Here is a 19825-nt window from a genome sequence, read left to right on the forward strand (position 1 = left end):
TGGTTCTCCTCGGATGTGGTCCGGTCGGGCGGTGCGGATCAGGGCAGGAAGCGTCCGCGCCCGTTCGCGAGGAACTCCTCGCGCAGCGCCGCCTTGTCGTCGTCGCCCATCAGCGCGTACGTGGGCCGGCCCCGGCCCTCCCAGCGGTAGACGGGGTCGTCGGTGCGCCAGCCGTCGAGCTGCATCTCCTTCTTGCGGAGCTTGTTGGAGCCGGTGGTGGGCAGCGCGTGGGAGACCCGGACGAAGCGGGGGGCGCCCTTGGTGCCCAGGTCCTCCTGGCGTTCCAGGAAGGCGGGCAGGTCCAGTCCGTCGAAGGCGGTGCCCTCGCCTATCTCGACGGCGGCCATGACCTGGTCGCCGGAGCGGGGGTCGGGGACGCCGAAGACTCCGGCGGCGACCACGCCGGGGTGGCGGCGCAGGATGCGTTCGGTGAGCAGGGCGGAGATGTTCTCGCCGTCGACCCGGATCCAGTCGCCGGAGCGTCCGGCGAAGTAGAAGTAGCCGTCCCCGTCGACGTATCCGAGGTCGCCCGTCCAGTACCAGCCGTGCCGGACGCGTTCGGCGTCGGCGGCCTCGTTGTTGTAGTACCCCTCGAAGCGGGCGGCGCCCTCGGTGTCGACGATCTCGCCGATGGCCTCCTCCGGGTTGCGCACCCGGCCGTAGGCGTCGAGTTCGGCGGGCGGGCAGGTCTCCCGGGTGGCGGGGTGGACGATGCGGACGCCGGGCCGGGCGGGCATGCCGAGCGCGCCGGTGGGGGCGTCGGGGACGCGCCTGAGCATGCCGGCGCCCTCGCTGGAGCCGTAGCCCTCGACGAGCCGGCAGCCGAAGCGCTCCAGGAAGCGGGCCGCGTCCTCGGGGGACGCCTCGGTGCCGAAGGCGTGGGTGAGCCGGTTGTCGGCGTCCTCGGGGGTCGCGGGGCGGGCGAGGACGTAGCCGATCGCCTTGCCGACGTAGGTGAAGTACGTGGCGCCGAAGTGGCGGACGTCGGGGAGGAATCCGGAGGCGGTGAACTTCGGCGGGAGCGCGATGGTGGCGCCCGCGGTGAGGGCGGGGGCCCAGAGCGCCATCAGCGCGTTGCCGTGGAACAGCGGCATCGGGCAGTAGCAGGTGTCGTCGCGGGTGATGTCGTACTTGGCGCTGTTGGCGGCGCCGAGCGCGGCCAGCCGGCCCTGGGAGCAGATCGCGGCCTTGGACACGCCGGTGGTGCCGGAGGTCAGGAGCAGCAGCATCCGGGTGGTGGCGGTGACGTCGGGTGCCTCGGCGGGGCGGCCGGTGTACGGGGCGAGCGCGGCGGCGTACGCGGGGGTGTCGACGACGAGGAAGCGGTCGGGGGCGACCCCGATGTCCAGTCCGTCGAGCAGTGCGGCGCCGGCCCGGTCGGTGACGAGGAGCGCGCAGTCGGTGTGCCGGACCTCCTGGGCCAGTTCGGCGCCGCGGCGGGTGGGGTTGATCCCGACGACGGCGGCTCCGGCCAGGGCCGCGGCGCCGAGCCAGAAGAGGTACTCGGGGCGGTTGTCCAGGAGCACACCGATGTGGAAGGGGCCCTCGGTGCGCAGTTCACGGGCCCAGTGGGCGCGGGCCGCGCTCTCCTGGACCACCTCGCCCCAGGTCCAGGAGCGTTCCCGGGTCAGGAGGCCGGGGTGGTCGTCCCCGGCGCGGGCGAGCAGCAGGTCGGCAATCGTCTCGTGTGGCAACGTCGGTCCCTCTCACCCGGTGTCCGGGTCTGCCGAAGTCGGTACGGAATCGGAAGCGCGCGGGCGACGCGGCGCGGTCCGTGGGAAGGGCGGGGGCCGCCGGACGGGGCGGGGCGGCGGTGGCCGGTCCGCCCGGACCGGTGCCGCGGGCCGGCGGGTCCCGGCCCGGCCGGCTCCGCGCCGGTGGCGACGCTAGGCCGTCCGGCCGGTCGCGGCCGGGGCGGTCCCGCTGACCGGGAGGCGGGCGCGCCGCCCCGGTCAGCCGAAGTGGGCCTGGCCGCCGTCGAGCGGGATCGTGGCCCCGGTCAGATAGCGGGCGTCCGGTCCGCAGATCATGGCGACGGCCCGCCCGATGTCCCGCTCGCAGTCGCCGACGTACCCGAGCGGGATGGAGGCGCAGAACTCCTCGGCCTCCTCGGGGTGCGCCTCCTGCCATCCCGCGTAGGCGGGCGAGGCGGCGTGCGGGGCCACGGCGTTGACGCGGATGCCGTCCGCGCCCCATTCGCAGGCGGCGGCCCGGGTCAGGGTGCGCAGCGCCGCCTTGGCGGAGGCGTAGGCCCCGTAGGTGCTCAGGTCCCAGCGGACCATGGCGGAGGTGACGAGGTTGACGATCACTCCCCCGCCGTTGGCCTTCAGGTGCGGATGCGCGGCCTTCATGAAGGCGAAGGCGGCGAAGGGCCCGCTGTCGAAGCCCTTGCGGAACTGGGCGTCGCTGAGCTGGAGCAGGGGCCCGTAGGCGCCGGTGTAGGCGTTGTTGACGAGGATGTCGATCCCGCCGAAGCGGTCGGCGGCCTCGTCCACCACCTCGGTGACGCGCGCGGTGTCGCGGACGTCCAGCACGAACGGCTCGGCCCGTACGCCGCGGGCGCGGAGCAGGGCGCAGGTGGTGTCCAGTTTCTCCGGGGTGCGGCCGAGGACGGCCACATCGGCCCCGTCGGCCGCCAGTGCGAGGGCGATGCCCTGGCCGACGCCCTGGCCGGCGCCGCTGACGACGGCGGTCTTTCCGTCGAGGTGTCCCATCGGTCCTCCTCAGCTCGGCCGGGGCAGGTGCTTGTTGATGAACAGGCCCTCGGCCGTGACGCAGGTGCGGCCACCGGCGGTGATCTCGCCGACGGTGCGGATGCGCGAGCCGTCGACCGAGAGCTGCCGGCCGGTGACGGTCAGGGGCTCGAACAGCGGGGTGGGCCGCAGATAGCGCAGGGTCAGTTCGGCGGTCATGCCGGAGGTGCCGCCCCAGTGGTTGGCCACGCCCAGGGTGTGGTCGAGGAGCAGCGCGGAGACGCCGCCGTGCACATGGCCGGGCGGTCCCTGGTAGGGCAGGTCGAGGGTGACGGTGCCCGCGACGGCGCCGTCGTCGCGGCCGTGCAGCCGCAGCGGCGGGGCGAGGGCGTTCTCGGGGCCGGTGACGGGGTCGTGGCGGGTGACGCCCTCGCCGTGCCACATCTCGGCGAGGCGGGCGTCGCGGCCGGGGGCGCGTGCGGTCAGCTCGTCGGCGACGGCCTCCAGCCGGGCGGTGACGGATTGCATGTCGGCGCCGGAGCCGTCGCCGGCGCGCAGCAGGGCGGCGACCACCCGGCGGGCCGCGGCGACGGCGGCGTCGACCCCGTCCTCGTGCGGTGCGGCGACGAGCCGGGGGCCGGTGGCGGTGGCCTCGTGGGCGGGGGCGTTCACGCGGTCACCGTCGCCGTGGCGTGGGTGAGCACGGGCGCGCCGTCGCGTTCCGGGCAGCCGGTGTGCAGTTTCAGCAGCCGCTCCCCGTCCTCGGTGGCGCCGTCGTGCCAGACGGAGGTCTCCAGGGTCTCGCCGGGGACGACCGGTCCGGCGAAGCGGACGGCGAGGCCGGTGAGGCGGCGGACGTCCCCGTCGAGGAGCCCGGTGACCAGGGCTTCGCAGAGCAGCCCGTACGAGGCGAGCCCGTGCAGGATCGGCCGGTCGAAGCCGGCGGCGCGGGCGAACTCGGGGTCGGCGTGCAGGGGGTTGAGGTCGCCGTTGAGGCGGTACCAGAGGGCCTGCTGCGGGGTGGTGGCGGAGGTGAGGACGGTGTCGGCGGGGCGGTCGGGGGCCGTCCAGTCCTCCTCGGGGCCGGGGCCGCCGCCGAAGCCGCCCTCGCCGCGCGCCCAGATGCGCATGGTGGAGGTCCACAGGGGCGCGCCGCCGGCGTCCGACGCGGTGGACTCCAGGACGATCAGGGCGGCCTTGCCCTTGTCCCGCACCTCGGCGACCCGGGAGGCGAGGGTGGCGGTGCCGGAGGCGGGCAGCGGGCGGTGGACGCGCAGCCCCTGGCCGGCGTGGAGGACCGACCGGAGGTCGATGTCGATGCCGGGGAGGTGGAAGGAGGGCGGTGCGGCCTCGCCGGAGGAGATGCCGGTTCCGGCGACGAGGGCGAAGGCGGGGAGCACGCCGAGGTGCTTCTCGTAGGTGAGGTGCGGCGCGGTGGCGCCGAGGCTCAGGTGGTAGAGCAGCACGTCACGGGTGGTCCAGTGGATCTCGCGCACGGACGGTTCGGCGGTGAGCGCCTTGTCGCGGTCGATGGGCACGGTCAGCCTTTCTGGGTGGGCTCGGGGTCGCGGGGCAGGCCGAGCATGCGCTCGCCGATGATGTTGAGCTGGACCTCCGTGGTCCCGCCCGCGATGGACAGGCAGCGGGCGTTGAGGAACTGCCAGGTGGCGTCGAGGCGTTCGCCCTCGCCGGTGAGCGCGGCGGTGCCCTGCCACTCCATGCAGGTCTCCCAGACCCGCTGCTGGTGTTCGACGCCGAGGAGTTTGGCGACGGAGGCCTCGGGGCCGGGCTGCTGTCCGGAGACGGTGCGCAGGGTGGTCCGCAGGGCGAGGACGGCGCCGGTCTGGGCGTCGCAGAGGTGGCCGCCGAGCACGGTGAGCTGTTCGTCGTCGAGTCCGGCGGAGGCGGCGGCGATCTCCAGCAGGGCTTCGGCACCGGAGCCGACGGAGTCGTGGGAGAGGGCGACGCGCTCGTTGGCGAGGGTGGTCCGGGCGAGCTTCCAGCCCGCGCCGGGTGCGCCGACGAGGTGCGCGTCGGGGACGAACACCCCGTCGAGGAAGACCTCGTTGAACTCGGCCTCTCCGGTGATCTGGCGCAGCGGCCGGATGTCGATGCCGGGGCTCGTCATGTCGAGCAGGAAGTAGGAGATGCCCTTGTGCTTGGGCACGTCGGCGTCGGTGCGGGCCAGCAGGACGCCCCAGTGGGCGTCGCGGGCCATGGACGTCCACACCTTCTGGCCGGTGATCAGCCAGCCGCCGTCCGTCTTCTCGGCGCGGGTGGTGAGGGCGGCCAGGTCGGAGCCGGCGCCCGGTTCGCTGAAGAGCTGGCACCAGCGGATGTCGCCGCGCAGGCTGGGTGCGAGGAAGCGCTCCTGCTGGGCGGGGTCGCCGTGGGCGACAAGGGTGGGCACCACCCAGCCGCCGATGACCATGTCGACGGGGGTGAGCGCCGCGGCCTGCAACTCCTCGGCGATGACCAGCTGTTCGACGGGTCCGGCGCCCTTGCCCCAGGGGGCGGGCAGATGGGGGGCGGTGTAGCCGTGGTCGGCGAGGTGGGTGAGGCGCGCGTGGCCGTCGAGGGCCGCGGCCTCCCGCAGTTCGGCGCGGATGGCGGCGCGTACGGTCTCGGCCTCGGGCGGCAGTTCGACGCCGAGGGTGCGGCGGGTGCCGTCGAGGGTGAGCGCGGCGACCCGGCGGCGCCAGACGGCGGCCGGGCCGAGCGCGAGGCGCAGGGTCTGGGCGCGGCGCAGCGCGAGGTGGGCGTCGTGCTCCCAGGTGAAGCCGATGCCGCCGAGGACCTGGACGCAGTCCTTGGCGGCGGCGAAGGCCGCGTCGGGGCCGGCGACGGCGGCGACGGCCGCGGCGAGGGAGGCTTCGCGGGGGTCGGCGGCGCCCGCGGGGCCCGCCGCGCGGGCGGCGTCCCAGGCGCAGGCGCGGGCCTGTTCGGCCTGGGCGAGCATGCGGGCGCAGCGGTGCTTGACGCCCTGGAACATCCCGATGGGGTGGCCGAACTGCTCGCGGACCCGGGCGTAGGCGGCCGCGGTGGTCACACAGCGGTCCGCCAGTCCGGCGGCCTCGGCGGCGAAGAGCGTCGCGGCGAGATCGAGCGGGGTGCGGGGGTCGAGGTCCAGCAGATCGCCGGCCGGGACGGGCACGGAGCGGGCGGTGACCCGGGAGGAGCGGCGGGTGAGGTCGTGGCTGCGGAGGTCGGTGGTGTCCACGGCGGCGCGGGGCAGGACCAGCCAGGTGGTGCGGCCGTCGTCGGAGACGGGCAGCACGAACACATCGGCGAGGTGGCCGCCGATGACCGCTTCGGAGGTGCCGCTGACGGTGGCGGTGCCGTCGGCCGCCCGGGTCAGGGCGAGGGTGCCCGCGCCGAGGCCGACGGCGCCGAGGGTGGTGCCGGCGGCGAGCGGGGCCAGGTAGCCGGCGTGGCCGGCGGCGTGCAGGACGGCCGAGGCGAGGGCCGTCGGCAGGAACGGGCCGGGGGCGCAGGCGCGGCCCAGTTCCTCGGTGACGACGGCGAGTTCGACGAGGCCGTAGCCGGCTCCGCCGTTCTCCTCGGGCAGGTGGAGCCCGAGGAGGCCCTGGGCGGCGAGTCCGCTCCAGTGCGCGGGCAGGGTCTCCTTGGCGGCGTCGGCGGCGGCGCGCAGGGTGTCCTCGGTGATGTGCCGGGTCGCGAAGGCGCGTACGGCGTCGCGCAGGTCGAGGTGTTCCTGGGTGAGTCCGATGGTCATGGCGCGCCCCTCAGATGCGTTCGATGACGGTGGCGGTGGCGTGCGCCCCGCCGGCGCACATGGTGATCAGGGCGGTGGACTTCCCGGTGCGTTCCAGTTCGTGCAGGGCCTGGGTGAGGAGCCGGGCGCCGGTGGAGCCGACGGCGTGGCCGAGCGCGATGGCGCCGCCGTTCACGTTGACCTTGTCGAGATCCGCCTGGTGGACCTGCGCCCAGGACAGGACGACGGAGGCGAAGGCCTCGTTGATCTCGACGAGGTCGATGTCGGCGAGCGTCATTCCGGCCCTGGCCAGGACGCGTTCGGTGGCGGCGACGGGCCCGTCGAGGTGGTAGTACGGGTCGGAGCCGACCATGGCGGAGGCGACGATCCGGGCGCGGGGCCGCAGTCCCTCGCGGGCGGCGCGCTCCCGGCTCATGAGGAGGACGGCGGCGGCGCCGTCGCTGATCTGGGAGGAGTTCCCGGCGGTGTGGATGCCGTCGGGGAGGACCGGCTTGAGGGCGGCGAGCGCGTCGGGGGTGGTGTCGCGCAGTCCCTGGTCGCGGGTGACGGTGACGGTCTCGCCGGTGGGTCCCTCGGGGCCGGTGACCGGGGCGTCGACGCCGATGATCTGTCCGTCGAAGCGGCCTTCGGCCCAGGCGCGGGCCGCCTTGCGCTGGGAGGCGAGCCCGAGGGCGTCCGCGTCGGCGCGGGTGATGCCGCGGTGGCGGGCGATGCGTTCGGCGGCGGTGAACTGGTCGGGCATGTCGAGCGACCAGCTGTCCGGGACCGGGGAGCCGCTGCCGGGGGTGAGGGCGGCGCCGAGGAAGACCCGGCTCATGGCCTCGACCCCGCAGCCGATGCCGGTCTCGACGGCGCCGGAGGCGATGAGGCCCGCGACCAGGTGCACGGCCTGCTGGGAGGAGCCGCAGGCGCAGTCGATGGTGGTGCACGCGGTGGTGTGCGGGAGTCCGCCGTGCAGCCAGGCGGTGCGGGTGACGTTGTTGGACTGCTCGCCGGCCTGGGTGACACAGCCGCCGATGACCTGGTCCACGCTGTCGGCGGCGATTCCGGCCCGTTCCAGCAGGCCCTTCTGGGCGAACCCGAGGAGTTCCGCCGGGTGGAGCCCGGACAGGACGCCCCGGCGCCGGCCGACCGGTGTCCGTACGGCTTCGACGATGACGGCCTCGGTCATGGCTCTCCAAAAGGGGGTGAGGGGCCCGTGGGGGGCCGGGACACTGTGCGAGGAAAACTAGAATTCGTTCTGGAAACTGGCAAGGGCCAGTCCCGCTCAGTGGCCGGCCGCCCCGGACCACCTCAGCCGCCCCTCAGATGTGGGAGCCGCCGTCCGCCCGGATCTCCGCGCCCGTCAGACAGGCCGCGTCCTCCGAGGCGGCGAAGGCGATCACCCCGGCGATCTGCTCGGGCCTCGCGGTGCCGAACGGGGCCCGGATCCGGGCGTAGTACGACACGTCGAGACCGGCGGGCAGCACGTGCGGCCCGGCCAGCGGGGTGGCGACGGAACCGGGCGAGACGGGCACCACCCGGATGCCCCGGTGCGCGACCTCGGCGGCCAGCGAGAGCGAGAACCCGATGACCGCGCCCTTGGAGGCGGCGTACGCGGTCATGTACGGATTGCCGTGCGAGGCGGCCGACGAGGCGACGTTGACGATCACGCCGGAGCCGTCGGGGAGACGGGGCAGCGCCTCCCGGCAGAACAGCGCGGTGCCGACCGTGTTGACGCGGAACAGCAGCTCCAGGTCCGCCACCGTCAGCCGGTCCACCGGGGTCGTGCGGTGGGTGCCCGCCACATTGGCCAGCACGTCGATGCCGCCGAGCGATCCGGCCGCCTCGGCCACGGCCGCGACCACCGCGTCCTCGTCCGCGACATCGGCGACGTGCGCCGTGAAGCCGCCCGGACCCGTCACCGCCCGCGCGGTCTCCTCCAGTCCCTCCGCCGACAGGTCGACCCCGAACACCGCCGCCCCCTCGGCGGCCAGGCGCAGCGCCGTGGCCCGCCCGATCCCAGATCCCGCCCCGGTGAGCAGGACCTTCTTCCCCTCGAAACGCCGCATGCCGGGCTCCTCCATGTGTGTGTGCCGTCGGACGGGCGGCGGACTGTACGGGCGGCCGGTCCCGGGGCGCGGGCCCGGTCCCACCGACCGGGACGGGCCCCTCGGCGGCCTCCGGCGCCCGGTACCGGTCAGTGGGACTCCCCCGCCCACGCGCCGCGATCCGGGCCTAGCGTCCGGAAGCCGGACGACGGTCTCGTACGTCCGGACCGGCCCGGCGCGGTCCGCACCCGAGGCCACCAGGCTCCTCGAAGGGGATGAGAGCAACGTGAGCGCAGTGGAGTCGGCACACGACGACGTCAGGGCCATCGAGGCCACCGCGGCACCCGCCCGTTTCGCCCGCGGCTGGCACTGCCTCGGCCTGTCGGAGACGTACAAGGACGGCAAGCCGCACGCGGTGACGGCCTTCGGGCAGAAGCTCGTGGTGTTCCGGGCGGGCGACGGCACGCTCAACGTCCTGGACGCCCACTGCCGCCACATGGGCGGCGACCTCTCCCAGGGCACGGTCAAGGGCGACGAGGTCGCGTGTCCGTTCCACGACTGGCGCTGGGGCGGCGACGGGCGGTGCAAGCAGATCCCGTACTCCAAGCGCGTGCCGCTGCGCGCCCGCACCGCGTCCTGGCGGACCCTGGACCAGGACGGGATGCTCTTCGTCTGGAACGACCCGGAGGGCAATCCGCCGCCCGAGGACGTCCGCATCCCCCGCATCGCCGGGGCGACCAGCGACGAGTGGACCGACTGGCTCTGGTACGAGACCGTCGTCGACGCCAACTGCCGCGAGGTCGTGGACAACGTGGTGGACATGGCCCACTTCTTCTACGTCCACTACTCGTTCCCGACGTACTTCGAGAACGTCTTCGAGGGCCACACCGCCACCCAGCGGATGCGCGCCACCGGCCGCCCCGACGCCCGCCCCCAGGAGGACGGCACGGAGCGCAGGACGATCGGCAGCACGTCCGTGGCCTCGTACCACGGACCGTCCTTCATGATCGACGACCTGACGTACCACTACGAGACCGGCGACGTGGACTGCGTCCTGATCAACTGTCACTATCCGGTGGACGCCAACAGGTTCGTGCTCCAGTACGGGATCACCGTGCAGCGCTCGCCCGCCATGGCGGGGGACGCGGCCGACCAGCTCGCCGCGGGGATGGCCCAGTTCATCAAGCTGGGGTTCGAGCAGGACATCGAGATCTGGAAGAACAAGGCCCGTATCGACAACCCGCTGCTGTGCGAGGAGGACGGCCCGGTCTACCAGCTGCGCCGCTGGTACGAGCAGTTCTACGTGGACGCCGCCGACGTGACACCGGAGATGACGGACCGTTTCGAGTTCGAGCTGGACACCACCCGGCCGGTCGAGGCGTGGCAGAAGGAGGTCGAGGCGAACCTCGCCCGCCGGGCCGCCGCCGCCGGAGGACCGGCCTGATGCGCACCGACAACCGCCTTCTCGACGGCGCCCCGATGCGCCCGCTGGACTGCGGACGGTGTGCCGCGCGGGTCCTGGTGCGCAAGAGCAGCTGGCAGCAGACCAGTGTGCAGTGGGACGCCCGGTCCGCGGCCGCCTGCGCGGAGCGCGCGACGGCGGCCACGGCCTTCGAGGGCTGCGGCGCGCTGCGCGAGACGATCCGCGAGGCGGCGCTGAACGGCACCGTCGAGGTGGTGGACGGCGGCGAGGAGCGCACCGCCTAGACACCCGTCCCGCCCCGGCCGCCGGGGCGCCGCGCGTCAGCGCCCGGGGCCCGGGGCGCTTCCGGGGCCGGTGTCCCGGGCCGTGCACAGGGCATCGTCCACGAGCCGGTTCAGGGCGCCTTCCACGCGCACGACGTCGTCGTCGGACGCGGCGAGCACACCCGAGAGCGAGACGGTGACGGCGTGCCGGCCGTCCTCGGTGGCACCGGTGGCGGTGATCCACCCGGCGTCACCGCCCTCGTGCCCCCAGTAGGCCCCGCCGCAGGACAGCGGACGCGCGAAGATCCCCAGCCCGTCGCGGGCCCCGGGCATGAACCGTTCGAACGCGGGGCCGACCGGCACCGTCCGCTTCATCCACGCCAGGGCGGCGGGCGGCAGCAGCCGGCCGCCGAGCAGGGCGCGGTGGAACCGGGCGAGGTCGGCGGTGGTGGAGATCATCCCCGCCTCCCCGTTGGTGCCGGAGCCGATCTGCTCGGTGACGTCCACCAACGGCTCACCGGGGGCGAACCGCTGGTACGTGGTGGCGTGCGGCCGGGGCAGCGCGGGCGAGGGACCGGGGCCCGTGGTGTGCCGCAGCCCCAGCGGCCGGACGATCCGCCGCTCCACCTCCTGCTGCCAGGAGTTCCCGGTGACCCGCCGGACGACCATGCCGAGCAGCACATAGCCGGTGTTGGAGTACGCCCAGCGCGTGCCGGGCGCGAAGTCCGGCTCGTGGCGCATCGCCCGTGCGACGGTCTCCTCGGCCGTGTACCGGTCCAGCCGGTGCTCCCGGTAGTCCGCCGCCGAGACGTAGTCCGGGTAGTCGTCGTGGAGTCCGGCGGTGTGGCTGAGCAGCTGCCGCAGGGTGATCGCCCGGCCGTCGTTGCCGTTCCCCGAGACCGTTCCGGGCAGCCACCGCTCGGCCGTGTCGTCCAGGGAGAGCCGGTGTTCGGCGGCCAGTTGGAGGACGACGGTGGCCACGAACGTCTTGGTGACGCTGGCGATCCGGAAATGGCCGGTGTCCGGGACCGGGCGGCCGGTCGCACGGTCGGCGACACCCGCCGTGGCGGTGGTTCCCGTGCCGTCGGCGGTGACGAGACGGGCCTGGACCCCGGTGGCCCCGGCCGCGACGAGCGCGCCGGCGTCGCGCCGGAGCAGCTCCCGGACGTCCGGGGGTGCGGGCCGCGCGGCGGCCGGACCGGAGGGCAGCGCGGTGGACAGGGTGGCGGCGAGGGCCGCGGCCAGGACGAGGGCGCGGCGGGTACGGGTCGGGGTGTGGTTCATGGCGCCGACGCTAGGGCGGGGCGCGGGGGCGGCACGATACCGCTCGCGGGCGGGGAAACAGGGGGGCCTGCTGTAGTGCCCGGCCGGTCCGCGCCGCCGACACTGGTGCGCATGAACGACCTTGTGCGCGGGCGGATTTCGGCGACACCCCGGAGTCTGGGGTATCTGCTGGGCACGCTGGCCGCCGCCGCCCTCACCCTGCTCGCCCTGCCGGTGTTCCTCGTCCCCGCGGCGGGCCGCGCCTGGGCGCTCCGGCACCGGGAACGCGCGGCACGGCTGCTGCACGCGCCGCCCGCCGGGCCGGTGCGGTCCGGGGCGTGGCGGGTGCTCGGCGGGCTGGGCGTCTGGACGGTGACCGGTGCGGCGGCCGGACTGCCCGCGGTGGTGTGCGCGGCCAACGCGGTGACCGCCGCCGTCACCGTACCGATGTGGTGGGCCCTGCCCGAGGGCACCCGCGCGGGCGGCTTCGCCGCCGGGGCCCCGCTGACCGGCTGGGGCACGGCCCTGACCCTGGGCACCGCCCAGGCCCTCGCCTTCGCGGCCCTCACGTGCGCGCTCGCCCCCGGGCCGGCCCGGCTGCACGCCCGGACGGCCGTGGTGCTGCTGTCCCCCTCGGCCGCCGAGCTGCTGGCCCGCCGGGTGGCCGCCCTGACCGAGACCCGGGCCGGGGCGATGGACGCGCACGGTGCCGAACTGCGCCGTATCGAAAGGGATCTGCACGACGGGGCGCAGGCCCGGCTGGTGGGCATCGCGCTGCGACTGGACCTGGCGCGGGAGTCGCTGGGCGAGGACCCCGGGACGGTCGCCGCGCTGCTGAAGGAGGCGCACGAGGGGACGGAGGCGGCCATGGCCGAGTTGCGCGCGGTGACCCGGACGCTCTTTCCGCCGGTCCTCGCGGACCGCGGGCTCGCCGGGGCGCTGGCGTCGCTGGCCCCGGGTCCGGCCTCGGGCACCACGCTGGACGTCGGCGCGCTGGGCGAGGTCCCGGCCGCGGTGGAGGCCGTCGCCTACTTCACGGTGGCCGAGGCGCTCACCAACGCCGCGAAGCACAGCGGCGCCACCCGGACCGCCGTCCGCGTGGTGCGCGACGGCGGCCGGCTGCGGGTGGAGGTCCGCGACAACGGGCGCGGCGGCGCCGACGCGGGACGGGGCACCGGGCTCACCGGCATCCGCCACCGCGTCCTGGCGCTCGACGGCAGCGTCCGCCTGAGCAGCCCCGCCGGCGGGCCGACCGCGCTCACGGTGGAGCTGCCGTGCGGGTCGTGATCGCGGAGGACAACGTCCTGCTGGCCCACGGGCTCGAACTGATGCTGACGGCCAAGGGGTTCGAGGTCGCGGCGGTCACCGGCGACGTGGAGGCGTTCGCGGCGGCCGTCGACACGTACCGCCCCGATGTCGCGCTCGTCGACGTGCGCCTGCCCCCGGGCTTCCGCGACGAGGGCATCCGCGCCGCGATCCGGGCCCGCCGCCGCCGTCCCGGGCTGCCGGTGCTGGTCCTCTCCCAGTACGTGGAGCGGAGTTACGCGGGCGAGCTGGTCGCCGACGGCAGCGGCGGCGTGGGCTATCTGCTCAAGGACCGGGTCGGCCGGGTCGCCGCGTTCACCGACGCGCTGCGCCGGGTCGCGGCCGGGGAGACCGTGATGGACCCCGAGGTGATCGCCCAGCTCCTCGCCCCGCGCGCCCACGACCCGCTCGCCTCCCTCACCCCGCGCGAGGGCGAGGTCCTGGCCCTCATGGCGCAGGGCCTGGACAACACCACGCTCGCCGAGCGGCTCGTGATCACGGAGAACGCCGTCCACAAACACATCGGGAACATCTTCGCCAAGCTGGGCCTCTCCCCCGCCGACACCGGCCACCGCCGGGTCCTCGCGGTGCTCACCCATCTCAGTCACCGCTGAACCCGTTTCGGCCCGGCAGGCGCCGGCACCCCGGGCGGGCCGGGGCGGGCTCAGCGGGTGACGGCGGTCTCGTGGTCGAGCCGCGCCAGCTTCTCGGGGTTGCGGACGGCGTAGAGGCCGGTGATGAGCCCGCCCGCCAGGCGCACGGCCAGGACGGTGTCGATCGTGCCGGCCGTCCGCAGGACGAGCGCCGGATGCCCGTTGACCTGGGCATGGCTCAGCGTCGACGCGTCGATCCGGCCGAGCACGGCGGCCACGGCGCGGGCGCCCACGACCGGTTCCAGGGCGGCGCGGACGACGCCCCCGCCGTCGGTGAGCAGGACGACGTCCGGAGCGATGAGGCCGAGGAGCGCCGTGAGGTCGCCGGTCCCGACGGCCTGCCGGAACGCGGTCAGGACGGCGCGGGTCCGGTCCGGCGGGACGGTCTCGCGGGGGCGGCGGGCCGCGACACGGGCGCGGGCCCGGTGGGCGATCTGCCGGACGGTGGCGGGTCTGCGGCCGACGGCCCGCGCGATCTCCTCGTAGTCGAGGGCGAACACCTCGCGCAGGACGAACACGGCCCGCTCGGTCGGGGCCAGGGTCTCCAGCACCAGCAGCATCGCCATGGACACGCTGTCGGCCAGCTCGATGTCCTCGGCGACGTCGGGGGCGGTGAGCAGCGGTTCGGGCAGCCAGGGGCCGGCGTAGGACTCCTTGCGGCGGCGCAGGGTGCGCAGCCGGGTGAGCGCCTGGCGGGTGGTGATGCGGACGAGGAAGGCGCGCGGATCGCGGACGGTGCCCTGGTCGACGCCGGCCCAGCGCAGCCAGCTCTCCTGGAGGACGTCCTCGGCGTCGGCGGCGGAGCCGAGCATCTCGTAGGCGACGGTGAACAGCAGGTTGCGGTGGGCGACGAAGGCCTCGGTGGCCGGATCGGTCCCGGCCGTCCGGTCGTCCGTGCCGGTCCCGCCGGCCCCTGCCGGGCCGCTCCCCGCCCCGTCGTCCGCCGTCCGGCTGTTCCGTACCGGCTCGTGCATCGCCGTCTCCCGCCCGCTCGCGTCCCCTGTGCCTGTCACGCACGAGTCGCCGCCCGGCGCCCGTCCGTGACACCGCACCGGGGTGGCCTTCGTCACAGTGCGGTCCTGTCACGGGGGCGGGGCGGGCGGCGACTCATGGGCATCGGAACGCGGCGCGGACACTCCGCGCGGCACGACACCCCGTCAGAAAGGCCCCGAACCCATGGACACCCTCGCACAGGCCCGGCTGAACCTGTTCGCGCACGAGACCGGCGCCCGGATCGGCAGGCGGATCCACGCCGTGAGCCAGGTGATCCAGGCGTCCTCCCTGCCCGGACCCGTCCGGGAACTGGTGCAGTTGCGGGCGAGCCAGATGAACGGCTGCGGCTTCTGTGTCGACATCCACGCCAAGGACGCCTCGGCGGCCGGGGAGAGCGCGGACCGCCTCCATCTGGTCGCCGCCTGGCGCCACTCCACCGTCTTCAGCGAGGCCGAGCGGGCCGCGCTGGAACTCACCGAGGAGGGCACCCGCATCACCGACGGCCACGGCGGCGTCCCGGACGCGACCTGGGACCGGGTCCGGAAGCACTACGACGAGGAGCAGTGCATCGCGCTCGTCTCCCTGATCGCCATGATCAACGCCGCCAACCGGATCGGGGTGATCCTCGGCAACCCGGGCGGCGCCTACCGGCCCGGCGATCTCGGCGCGGTCGCCGGCTGAGCACCGCGCGCGGCGGCGGGCCGGCCCGGGTCGCACCCCCGGGCCGGCCCGCCCCCGTCCCTCCTGCCCCGGTCAGGCCGTCGCAAGGGCGGGGGCGGCGGCCGCGGCGCATCCGGCCCGGCGGCCGAAGAAGGTCCCGTCGCCGAGCGAGGTGCCGCTGACGTAGCCCTCGCCGTGGATTCCGGCAGCGGCCCGCCCGGCGGCGTACAGACCGGGCACCGGCGCTCCGGAGACGTGGAGGACCTCGCCGTCGGGCGTGGTGTGCAGCCCGCCCAGGGTGAAGCCGGAGGCGCCGGTGCCGGCGGCGGCGCCCGGCTCTCCGCCCCGGTGGAAGCCGGCCCGGGGGTCGATCGCCGCGAATGGGCCGCGCAGCGGCCTGACCCAGCGCGGGTCCTTGTGGAAGTAGGGGTCCTCGCCCCGTTCCGCGTGGGTGTTGTACGTGGCGACCGCGGTCTCCAGGGCGCCCCGGGGCATGCCGAGTTCGGTCTCCAGCTCGGCGAGGGTCCCGGCGGCGAACCGCGGGACGACGCCCCAGCGCTCCCGCTCGGGGACGTCCTCGTAGCCCTCCTCGTCGACGATCACCCAGTACGGGGCGGGCCGGGTGAGGACGGCCGCGACGCTGTACAGGCCCGGGTAGACGTCCTCGTTGATGAAGCGCCGGCCGTGGGCGTCGACCAGCATGCCCCGGACCGCGAGCGCGGGCAGGGCGGTCAGCGCGATCTCGACCGTGCCCATGCGGCGGGTGGCGGCGCCGAGGGCGGCGGCCATCCGGATGCCGCTGCCGTCGTCGAGCCCGTCGCTGACCTTGCCGTGGCCGAGGAGGGCCGGGGCGTGGGCGCGCAGCATCTCCTCGTTGTCGACGAATCCGCCGGTGGTCAGGACCACGCCGCGCCGGGCCCGGTAGACGAGGTCACGGCCGTGGCGGCGGGCGGTGACGCCGACGACCCGGCCTTCGGCGTCCGTGACGAGCGCGGTGGCGCGGGTGTCGTCGTGGGAGACGGCACCCGCGCCCCGGGCGGCGTCGACGAGCTTCGCCATGACCTCCCGGCCGCCGAAGCCCGGTACGGCGGGGCGGTGGCCGCGCGGGGCGGGGCGGGCGAGCTCGTTGTACGGCCAGGCGTTCTCGCCCAGCCACATCAGCCCGTCCCGGCCGGTCGGCATCCACGTCGGCGCGTCCCACAGCGTCGGTTCGAAGACCAGCCCGCGGTCCGTGAACCAGTCGAAGTGCGCGGCGCTTCCGTCGCAGTACAGGCGCAGCTTCTCCTCGTCGGCGTGCGGGCCGAGCGCGGCCCGGAGGTAGGCGAACATCTCGTCCGCGCTGTCCTCGAAGCCGCAGGCGCGCTGGACCGGGGTGCCGCCGCCGAGGTACAGCTCGCCGCCGGACAGGGCCGAGGAGCCGCCGGGACCGCCGGCCCGTTCCAGGACGAGGACGTCCGCGCCGGCCGTGGCCGCCTCGTACGCGGCGGCGGCCCCGGCGCAGCCGAACCCGACGACGAGCACCTCGGTCTCGGCGTCGTACCGGGTGATGTCCTCGGCGCGCACCGGGGTCACCGGCGGTCCCGCGTTCACGCGGCGGGTCCGGGCGGGGTGAAGGCGGCCAGCGGCTCGGAGCCGGACCAGTCGTGGCCCCAGTAGCTGTCCGCGGTGATCTCCTCGGCGGTGTAGGACCGTTCGTCCACGCGCATGCCCTCGCAGCCGTACTCGACGTCCCAGCCGCCGGGCGCGCGCACGTAGAACGAGACCATCTTGTCGTTGGTGTGCCGGCCGAGCGTGGAGGAGAGCGAGAAGCCGTGCTTCGCCACGTTGTCGAGGGCGCGGCCGACGGCGTCCAGGGTGTCGGCCTCGACCATGAGGTGGACGAGGCCGGGCTCCTCGCCGTGCGGCGCGGGCACCACGGCGAGGCTGTGGTGGCGTTCGTTGACGCCCATGAAGCGGACCCGGCGGGCCGGTCCGGGGGCGCCGGGTCCGCCGAGCCGCATCGCGCCGCGCGGCAGGAAGCCCAGCACCTCGGTGTAGAAGGCGACGGTCTCCTCCTGGCAGGTGGTGGGCATCACCACGTGCCCCATGCCCTGGGCGCCGGTGACGAAGCGCTGGCCGAGGGCGGTGACCAGGGGGCTGTGGTCGAGGACGGGGGCGTAGAAGATCTCGACGCGCACCCCGGCGGGGTCGTCGAAGGCGATGGCCTCCTCGACGCCCCGGTCGTCGGCCTCCTCCCGGGTGAGGGCCTTGACGGCGGTGCCGGAGGCCTCGACGGCGCGGCCGACGGCGGCGAGGGCGGCGCGGTCGCGGACCTCCCAGCCGATCGACAGCACCCGGTCGCGGTCGCCGGGCAGCAGGACGAGTCGGGAGCGGCGCTCGTCCATGCGCAGATAGAGGCCGTCGGGGTCGGGGCCCGTGCCGACGGCGAAGCCGAGGGCGTCCACGGCCAGTTCGCGCCAGCGGTCGAGGTCACGGGTCTGCACCCGGAGGTATCCGAGGCCGCGGATCTGGGTCATGGCTGTTCCTCTCAGTAGGGGGCGTCCGGGCGGGGTCAGATCATCGAGCGCATCGGGCCCTGCGGCGGGTCGATGCCGATCTGGGTGAGGGCGGAGGCGTGGAAGACCGAGCCGGGGACGTGGATGGCGTGGGCGAGTCCGGTGTGGGCGTCGCGCCAGAAGCGCTGGATGGGGTTGTCGAGCCGCATCGCGTTGCCGCCGGAGCGGGCCACGATCTCGTCGACGGCGCGGACCGCCCGCCAGGCGGCGGCGGCCTGGGTGCGGCGGCCGACGGCGCGTTCCTCGAAGGTGATCTCCCGGCCGGCCGCGACGGCGTCGTACATCCGGTCGATGTTGTCGAGCAGGGCGGAGCGGGAGGCCGCGATCTCGGCGGCGGCGTCGCTGAGGGCGTAGAGGACGTAGGGGTCGTCCTTGACGGCCTGGCCGGTGATCTGGACGCGGGTGCGCTGGTAGTCCAGGTGGTGGGCGAGGGCGCCCTCGCAGATGCCGATGACGGCGGAGGTGATGCCGAGCGGGAAGGCGGCGGAGAAGGGCAGCCGGTAGGCGGGGTTGGTGAGCCCGGACTCGGCGGCGAGGGAGCCGTCGACGACCTTGGTGTACTCGATGACGCGGTGGGCGGGCACGAACGCGTCCCTGACGATCACGTCCTTGCTCCCGGTGCCGCGCAGGCCGACGACGTCCCAGGAGTCCTCGACGATCTCGTAGTCGGCGCGGGGCAGGATGACGTGCACGGACCGCGGCGGGCTGATCCGTTCGCCGTCCTCGTCGGCGAGGAAGCCGCCGAGGAAGATCCACCGGCAGTGGTCGGTGCCGGAGGAGAACTGCCAGCGGCCGTTGAAGACGTAGCCGCCGTCGACCGGCCGCAGCAGGCCCATCGGGGCGTAGGGGGAGGCGATCCAGGTGTCGGGGTCCTCGCCCCAGATCTCCTCCTGGACCCGGGGGTCGGCCATGGCCATCTCCCAGGGGTGGACGCCGACGACTCCGGCGACCCAGCCGGTCGCCCCGTCGAGGGAGGCGATCCGCATGACGGTCTCGGCGAACGCGCGGGGGTGCAGTTCGAGGCCGCCGTGCGCCTTCGGCTGGAGCATGCGGATCGCGCCGACCTCGCGGAGGATCTTCGCGGTCTGGTCGTCGAGCCGCCCCAGCGCCTCGTTGGCGGGGCCCAGCGCGCGGATCTCGTCGGCGCGCTGCTCGACGGCTTCGATGACGGGATTGGACATGGCGGTACTCACTTCCCGGAAGAGTTCTTCTGTGCCGCGAGCGCGACGGCGATCTCGATGAGCTGGTCCTCCTGGCCGCCGACGAGCTTGCGGCGGCCGGCCTCCATGAGGATCTCGGCGCCCGACACCCCGTAGGCGCCGGCCTGGCGGGCGGCGTGCTTGAGGAAGCTGGAGTAGACCCCGGCGTAGCCCATCGTCAGGGAGAGCCGGTCGAGCAGGCATTCGCCGTCCATGACGGGCCGGACGACGTCCTCGGCCGCGTCGATGATCTTCAGTACGTCGATGCCGGTGCGGATGCCGAGCTTCTCGGCGACGGCGGCGAAGCCCTCGACGGGGGTGTTGCCGGCGCCCGCGCCGAAGCGGCGGGTGGAGCCGTCGATCTGGGTGGCCCCGGCGCGCACGGCGAGGACCGAGTTGGCGACGCCCAGGCCCAGGTTCTCGTGGCCGTGGAAGCCGACCTGGGCGTCGGTGCCGAGTTCGGCGACGAGCGCGGCGATCCGGTCGCTGGTCTGCTCCATGACGAGGGCGCCCGCGGAGTCGACGACGTACACGCACTGGCAGCCGGCGTCGGCCATGATGCGGGCCTGCCGGGCCAGGGCCTCGGGCGGGCTGCTGTGCGACATCATCAGGAACCCGACGGTCTCCAGGCCGAGTTCGCGGGCCAGTCCGAAGTGCTGGACGGAGATGTCGGCCTCGGTGCAGTGGGTGGCGATCCGGCAGATCGACGCCCCGTTGCCGGCGGCCTCGCGGATGTCGTCCTGGAGGCCGAGGCCGGGCAGCATCAGGAAGGCGATCCTCGCGCGGCGCGCGGTGTCGACCGCCGCCTTGATCAGTTCCTGCTCGGGGGTGTGGCTGAAGCCGTAGTTGAAGGAGGATCCGCCGAGGCCGTCGCCGTGGGTGACCTCGATGACGGGGACGCCCGCGTCGTCGAGGGCGGCGACGATCGAGGTGACGTGGTCGACGGTGAACTGGTGCTGTTTGGCGTGGGAGCCGTCCCTCAGGGACGAGTCGGTGACACGGATGTCCAGGTCGGGGCTGAAGGGCATGACGCGTGTACTCCTCGGTGGGCG

Annotated in this window: 18 protein-coding genes; 5 read left to right on the plus strand and 13 right to left on the minus strand. The window is 74.8% G+C overall.

Annotated features, from left to right (window positions below):
• Positions 1-38: 38 nt before the first annotated feature.
• The 7 genes from casI to ACZ4FH_RS28270 form a co-directional block, all read right to left on the minus strand.
• Positions 39-1694: a steroid-22-oyl-CoA synthetase gene (gene casI, locus ACZ4FH_RS28240; RefSeq protein ID WP_467308361.1), complete on the minus strand. Its 1656-nt coding sequence runs from the start codon at positions 1692-1694 to the stop codon at positions 39-41.
• Positions 1695-1952: 258 nt separating this feature from the next.
• On the minus strand, positions 1953-2714 hold the full coding sequence (locus ACZ4FH_RS28245; RefSeq protein WP_467308364.1) for an SDR family NAD(P)-dependent oxidoreductase: 762 nt from the start codon (positions 2712-2714) through the stop codon (positions 1953-1955).
• A 9-nt stretch (positions 2715-2723) separates the two neighbouring features.
• Positions 2724-3365, minus strand: coding sequence for a PaaI family thioesterase (locus ACZ4FH_RS28250; protein WP_467308366.1), 642 nt, complete (start codon positions 3363-3365; stop codon positions 2724-2726).
• Positions 3362-4231: a MaoC/PaaZ C-terminal domain-containing protein gene (locus ACZ4FH_RS28255; protein ID WP_467308367.1), complete on the minus strand. Its 870-nt coding sequence runs from the start codon at positions 4229-4231 to the stop codon at positions 3362-3364. The genes ACZ4FH_RS28250 and ACZ4FH_RS28255 overlap by 4 nt, the downstream gene beginning before the upstream one ends.
• A gap of 2 nt (positions 4232-4233) precedes the next feature.
• Positions 4234-6429: an acyl-CoA dehydrogenase gene (locus ACZ4FH_RS28260; protein WP_467308369.1), complete on the minus strand. Its 2196-nt coding sequence runs from the start codon at positions 6427-6429 to the stop codon at positions 4234-4236.
• A 10-nt stretch (positions 6430-6439) separates the two neighbouring features.
• A complete protein-coding gene (locus tag ACZ4FH_RS28265) occupies positions 6440-7600 on the minus strand; it encodes a steroid 3-ketoacyl-CoA thiolase (protein ID WP_467308371.1) in 1161 nt (386 codons plus the stop codon).
• A gap of 133 nt (positions 7601-7733) precedes the next feature.
• Positions 7734-8480, minus strand: a complete 747-nt coding sequence (locus ACZ4FH_RS28270; RefSeq protein WP_467308373.1) for an SDR family NAD(P)-dependent oxidoreductase — start codon at positions 8478-8480, stop codon at positions 7734-7736.
• A gap of 265 nt (positions 8481-8745) precedes the next feature.
• On the opposite strand from ACZ4FH_RS28270, the gene ACZ4FH_RS28275 reads away from it, so the two are divergent.
• Together ACZ4FH_RS28275 and ACZ4FH_RS28280 are read left to right on the plus strand one after the other, a co-directional pair.
• A complete protein-coding gene (locus ACZ4FH_RS28275; protein WP_467308374.1) occupies positions 8746-9903 on the plus strand; it encodes a Rieske 2Fe-2S domain-containing protein in 1158 nt (385 codons plus the stop codon).
• Entirely contained in the window at positions 9903-10166 is a 264-nt protein-coding gene (locus tag ACZ4FH_RS28280; RefSeq protein ID WP_467308375.1) for a ferredoxin, read from the plus strand. The genes ACZ4FH_RS28275 and ACZ4FH_RS28280 overlap by 1 nt, the downstream gene beginning before the upstream one ends.
• 36 nt (positions 10167-10202) lie before the next feature.
• On the opposite strand, the gene ACZ4FH_RS28285 is transcribed toward ACZ4FH_RS28280, so the two are convergent.
• The gene (locus ACZ4FH_RS28285) at positions 10203-11429 is read right to left on the minus strand and encodes a serine hydrolase domain-containing protein (RefSeq protein WP_467308377.1); all 1227 of its coding nucleotides are present in this window, start codon (positions 11427-11429) and stop codon (positions 10203-10205) included.
• A gap of 111 nt (positions 11430-11540) precedes the next feature.
• On the opposite strand from ACZ4FH_RS28285, the gene ACZ4FH_RS28290 reads away from it, so the two are divergent.
• A complete protein-coding gene (locus ACZ4FH_RS28290; protein ID WP_467308378.1) occupies positions 11541-12695 on the plus strand; it encodes a sensor histidine kinase in 1155 nt (384 codons plus the stop codon).
• Positions 12683-13327 carry a response regulator transcription factor gene (locus ACZ4FH_RS28295; RefSeq protein ID WP_467308380.1) on the plus strand — a complete coding sequence of 215 codons (645 nt, stop codon included), beginning with the start codon at positions 12683-12685 and terminating at the stop codon, positions 13325-13327. Before ACZ4FH_RS28290 ends, ACZ4FH_RS28295 begins: the two co-directional genes overlap by 13 nt.
• 50 nt (positions 13328-13377) lie before the next feature.
• On the opposite strand, the gene ACZ4FH_RS28300 is transcribed toward ACZ4FH_RS28295, so the two are convergent.
• Positions 13378-14340: an RNA polymerase sigma-70 factor gene (locus tag ACZ4FH_RS28300; RefSeq protein ID WP_467308381.1), complete on the minus strand. Its 963-nt coding sequence runs from the start codon at positions 14338-14340 to the stop codon at positions 13378-13380.
• Positions 14341-14542: 202 nt separating this feature from the next.
• Here ACZ4FH_RS28300 and ACZ4FH_RS28305 point away from each other — a divergent pair, with 202 nt between their 5' ends.
• Positions 14543-15040 (plus strand): carboxymuconolactone decarboxylase family protein, encoded by a 498-nt coding sequence (locus ACZ4FH_RS28305; RefSeq protein ID WP_467308384.1) that lies wholly within the window; start codon positions 14543-14545, stop codon positions 15038-15040.
• 72 nt (positions 15041-15112) lie between these two features.
• On the opposite strand, the gene ACZ4FH_RS28310 is transcribed toward ACZ4FH_RS28305, so the two are convergent.
• Genes ACZ4FH_RS28310 through dmpG form a run of 4 tightly spaced genes read right to left on the minus strand, consistent with a single transcriptional unit; the run spans position 15113 to position 19801 of the window.
• Positions 15113-16609, minus strand: coding sequence for an FAD-dependent oxidoreductase (locus ACZ4FH_RS28310; protein WP_467308386.1), 1497 nt, complete (start codon positions 16607-16609; stop codon positions 15113-15115).
• Positions 16606-17535 (minus strand): VOC family protein, encoded by a 930-nt coding sequence (locus ACZ4FH_RS28315; RefSeq protein WP_467308387.1) that lies wholly within the window; start codon positions 17533-17535, stop codon positions 16606-16608. Before ACZ4FH_RS28315 ends, ACZ4FH_RS28310 begins: the two co-directional genes overlap by 4 nt.
• 35 nt (positions 17536-17570) lie before the next feature.
• Complete coding sequence (locus ACZ4FH_RS28320; RefSeq protein WP_467308390.1) at positions 17571-18755, minus strand: acyl-CoA dehydrogenase family protein; 1185 nt, start codon at positions 18753-18755, stop codon at positions 17571-17573.
• 8 nt (positions 18756-18763) lie between these two features.
• Positions 18764-19801, minus strand: a complete 1038-nt coding sequence (gene dmpG / locus ACZ4FH_RS28325) for a 4-hydroxy-2-oxovalerate aldolase (protein WP_467308392.1) — start codon at positions 19799-19801, stop codon at positions 18764-18766.
• Between the last annotated feature and the right edge of the window lie 24 nt (positions 19802-19825).

The sequence above is a fragment of the Streptomyces sp. NPDC024555 genome (assembly GCF_055559335.1).

What these genes read in the sequence shown, in the direction of transcription:
- dmpG (WP_467308392.1), bottom strand. Translation starts at nt 19,801, where the DNA reads ATGCCCTTCAGCCCCGACCTGGACATCCGTGTCACCGACTCGTCCCTG.
- ACZ4FH_RS28265 (WP_467308371.1), bottom strand. Translation starts at nt 7,600, where the DNA reads ATGACCGAGGCCGTCATCGTCGAAGCCGTACGGACACCGGTCGGCCGG.
- ACZ4FH_RS28315 (WP_467308387.1), bottom strand. Translation starts at nt 17,535, where the DNA reads ATGACCCAGATCCGCGGCCTCGGATACCTCCGGGTGCAGACCCGTGAC.
- ACZ4FH_RS28300 (WP_467308381.1), bottom strand. Translation starts at nt 14,340, where the DNA reads ATGCACGAGCCGGTACGGAACAGCCGGACGGCGGACGACGGGGCGGGG.
- ACZ4FH_RS28245 (WP_467308364.1), bottom strand. Translation starts at nt 2,714, where the DNA reads ATGGGACACCTCGACGGAAAGACCGCCGTCGTCAGCGGCGCCGGCCAG.
- ACZ4FH_RS28290 (WP_467308378.1), top strand. Translation starts at nt 11,541, where the DNA reads ATGAACGACCTTGTGCGCGGGCGGATTTCGGCGACACCCCGGAGTCTG.
- ACZ4FH_RS28280 (WP_467308375.1), top strand. Translation starts at nt 9,903, where the DNA reads ATGCGCACCGACAACCGCCTTCTCGACGGCGCCCCGATGCGCCCGCTG.
- ACZ4FH_RS28270 (WP_467308373.1), bottom strand. Translation starts at nt 8,480, where the DNA reads ATGCGGCGTTTCGAGGGGAAGAAGGTCCTGCTCACCGGGGCGGGATCT.
- ACZ4FH_RS28320 (WP_467308390.1), bottom strand. Translation starts at nt 18,755, where the DNA reads ATGTCCAATCCCGTCATCGAAGCCGTCGAGCAGCGCGCCGACGAGATC.
- ACZ4FH_RS28260 (WP_467308369.1), bottom strand. Translation starts at nt 6,429, where the DNA reads ATGACCATCGGACTCACCCAGGAACACCTCGACCTGCGCGACGCCGTA.
- ACZ4FH_RS28285 (WP_467308377.1), bottom strand. Translation starts at nt 11,429, where the DNA reads ATGAACCACACCCCGACCCGTACCCGCCGCGCCCTCGTCCTGGCCGCG.
- ACZ4FH_RS28305 (WP_467308384.1), top strand. Translation starts at nt 14,543, where the DNA reads ATGGACACCCTCGCACAGGCCCGGCTGAACCTGTTCGCGCACGAGACC.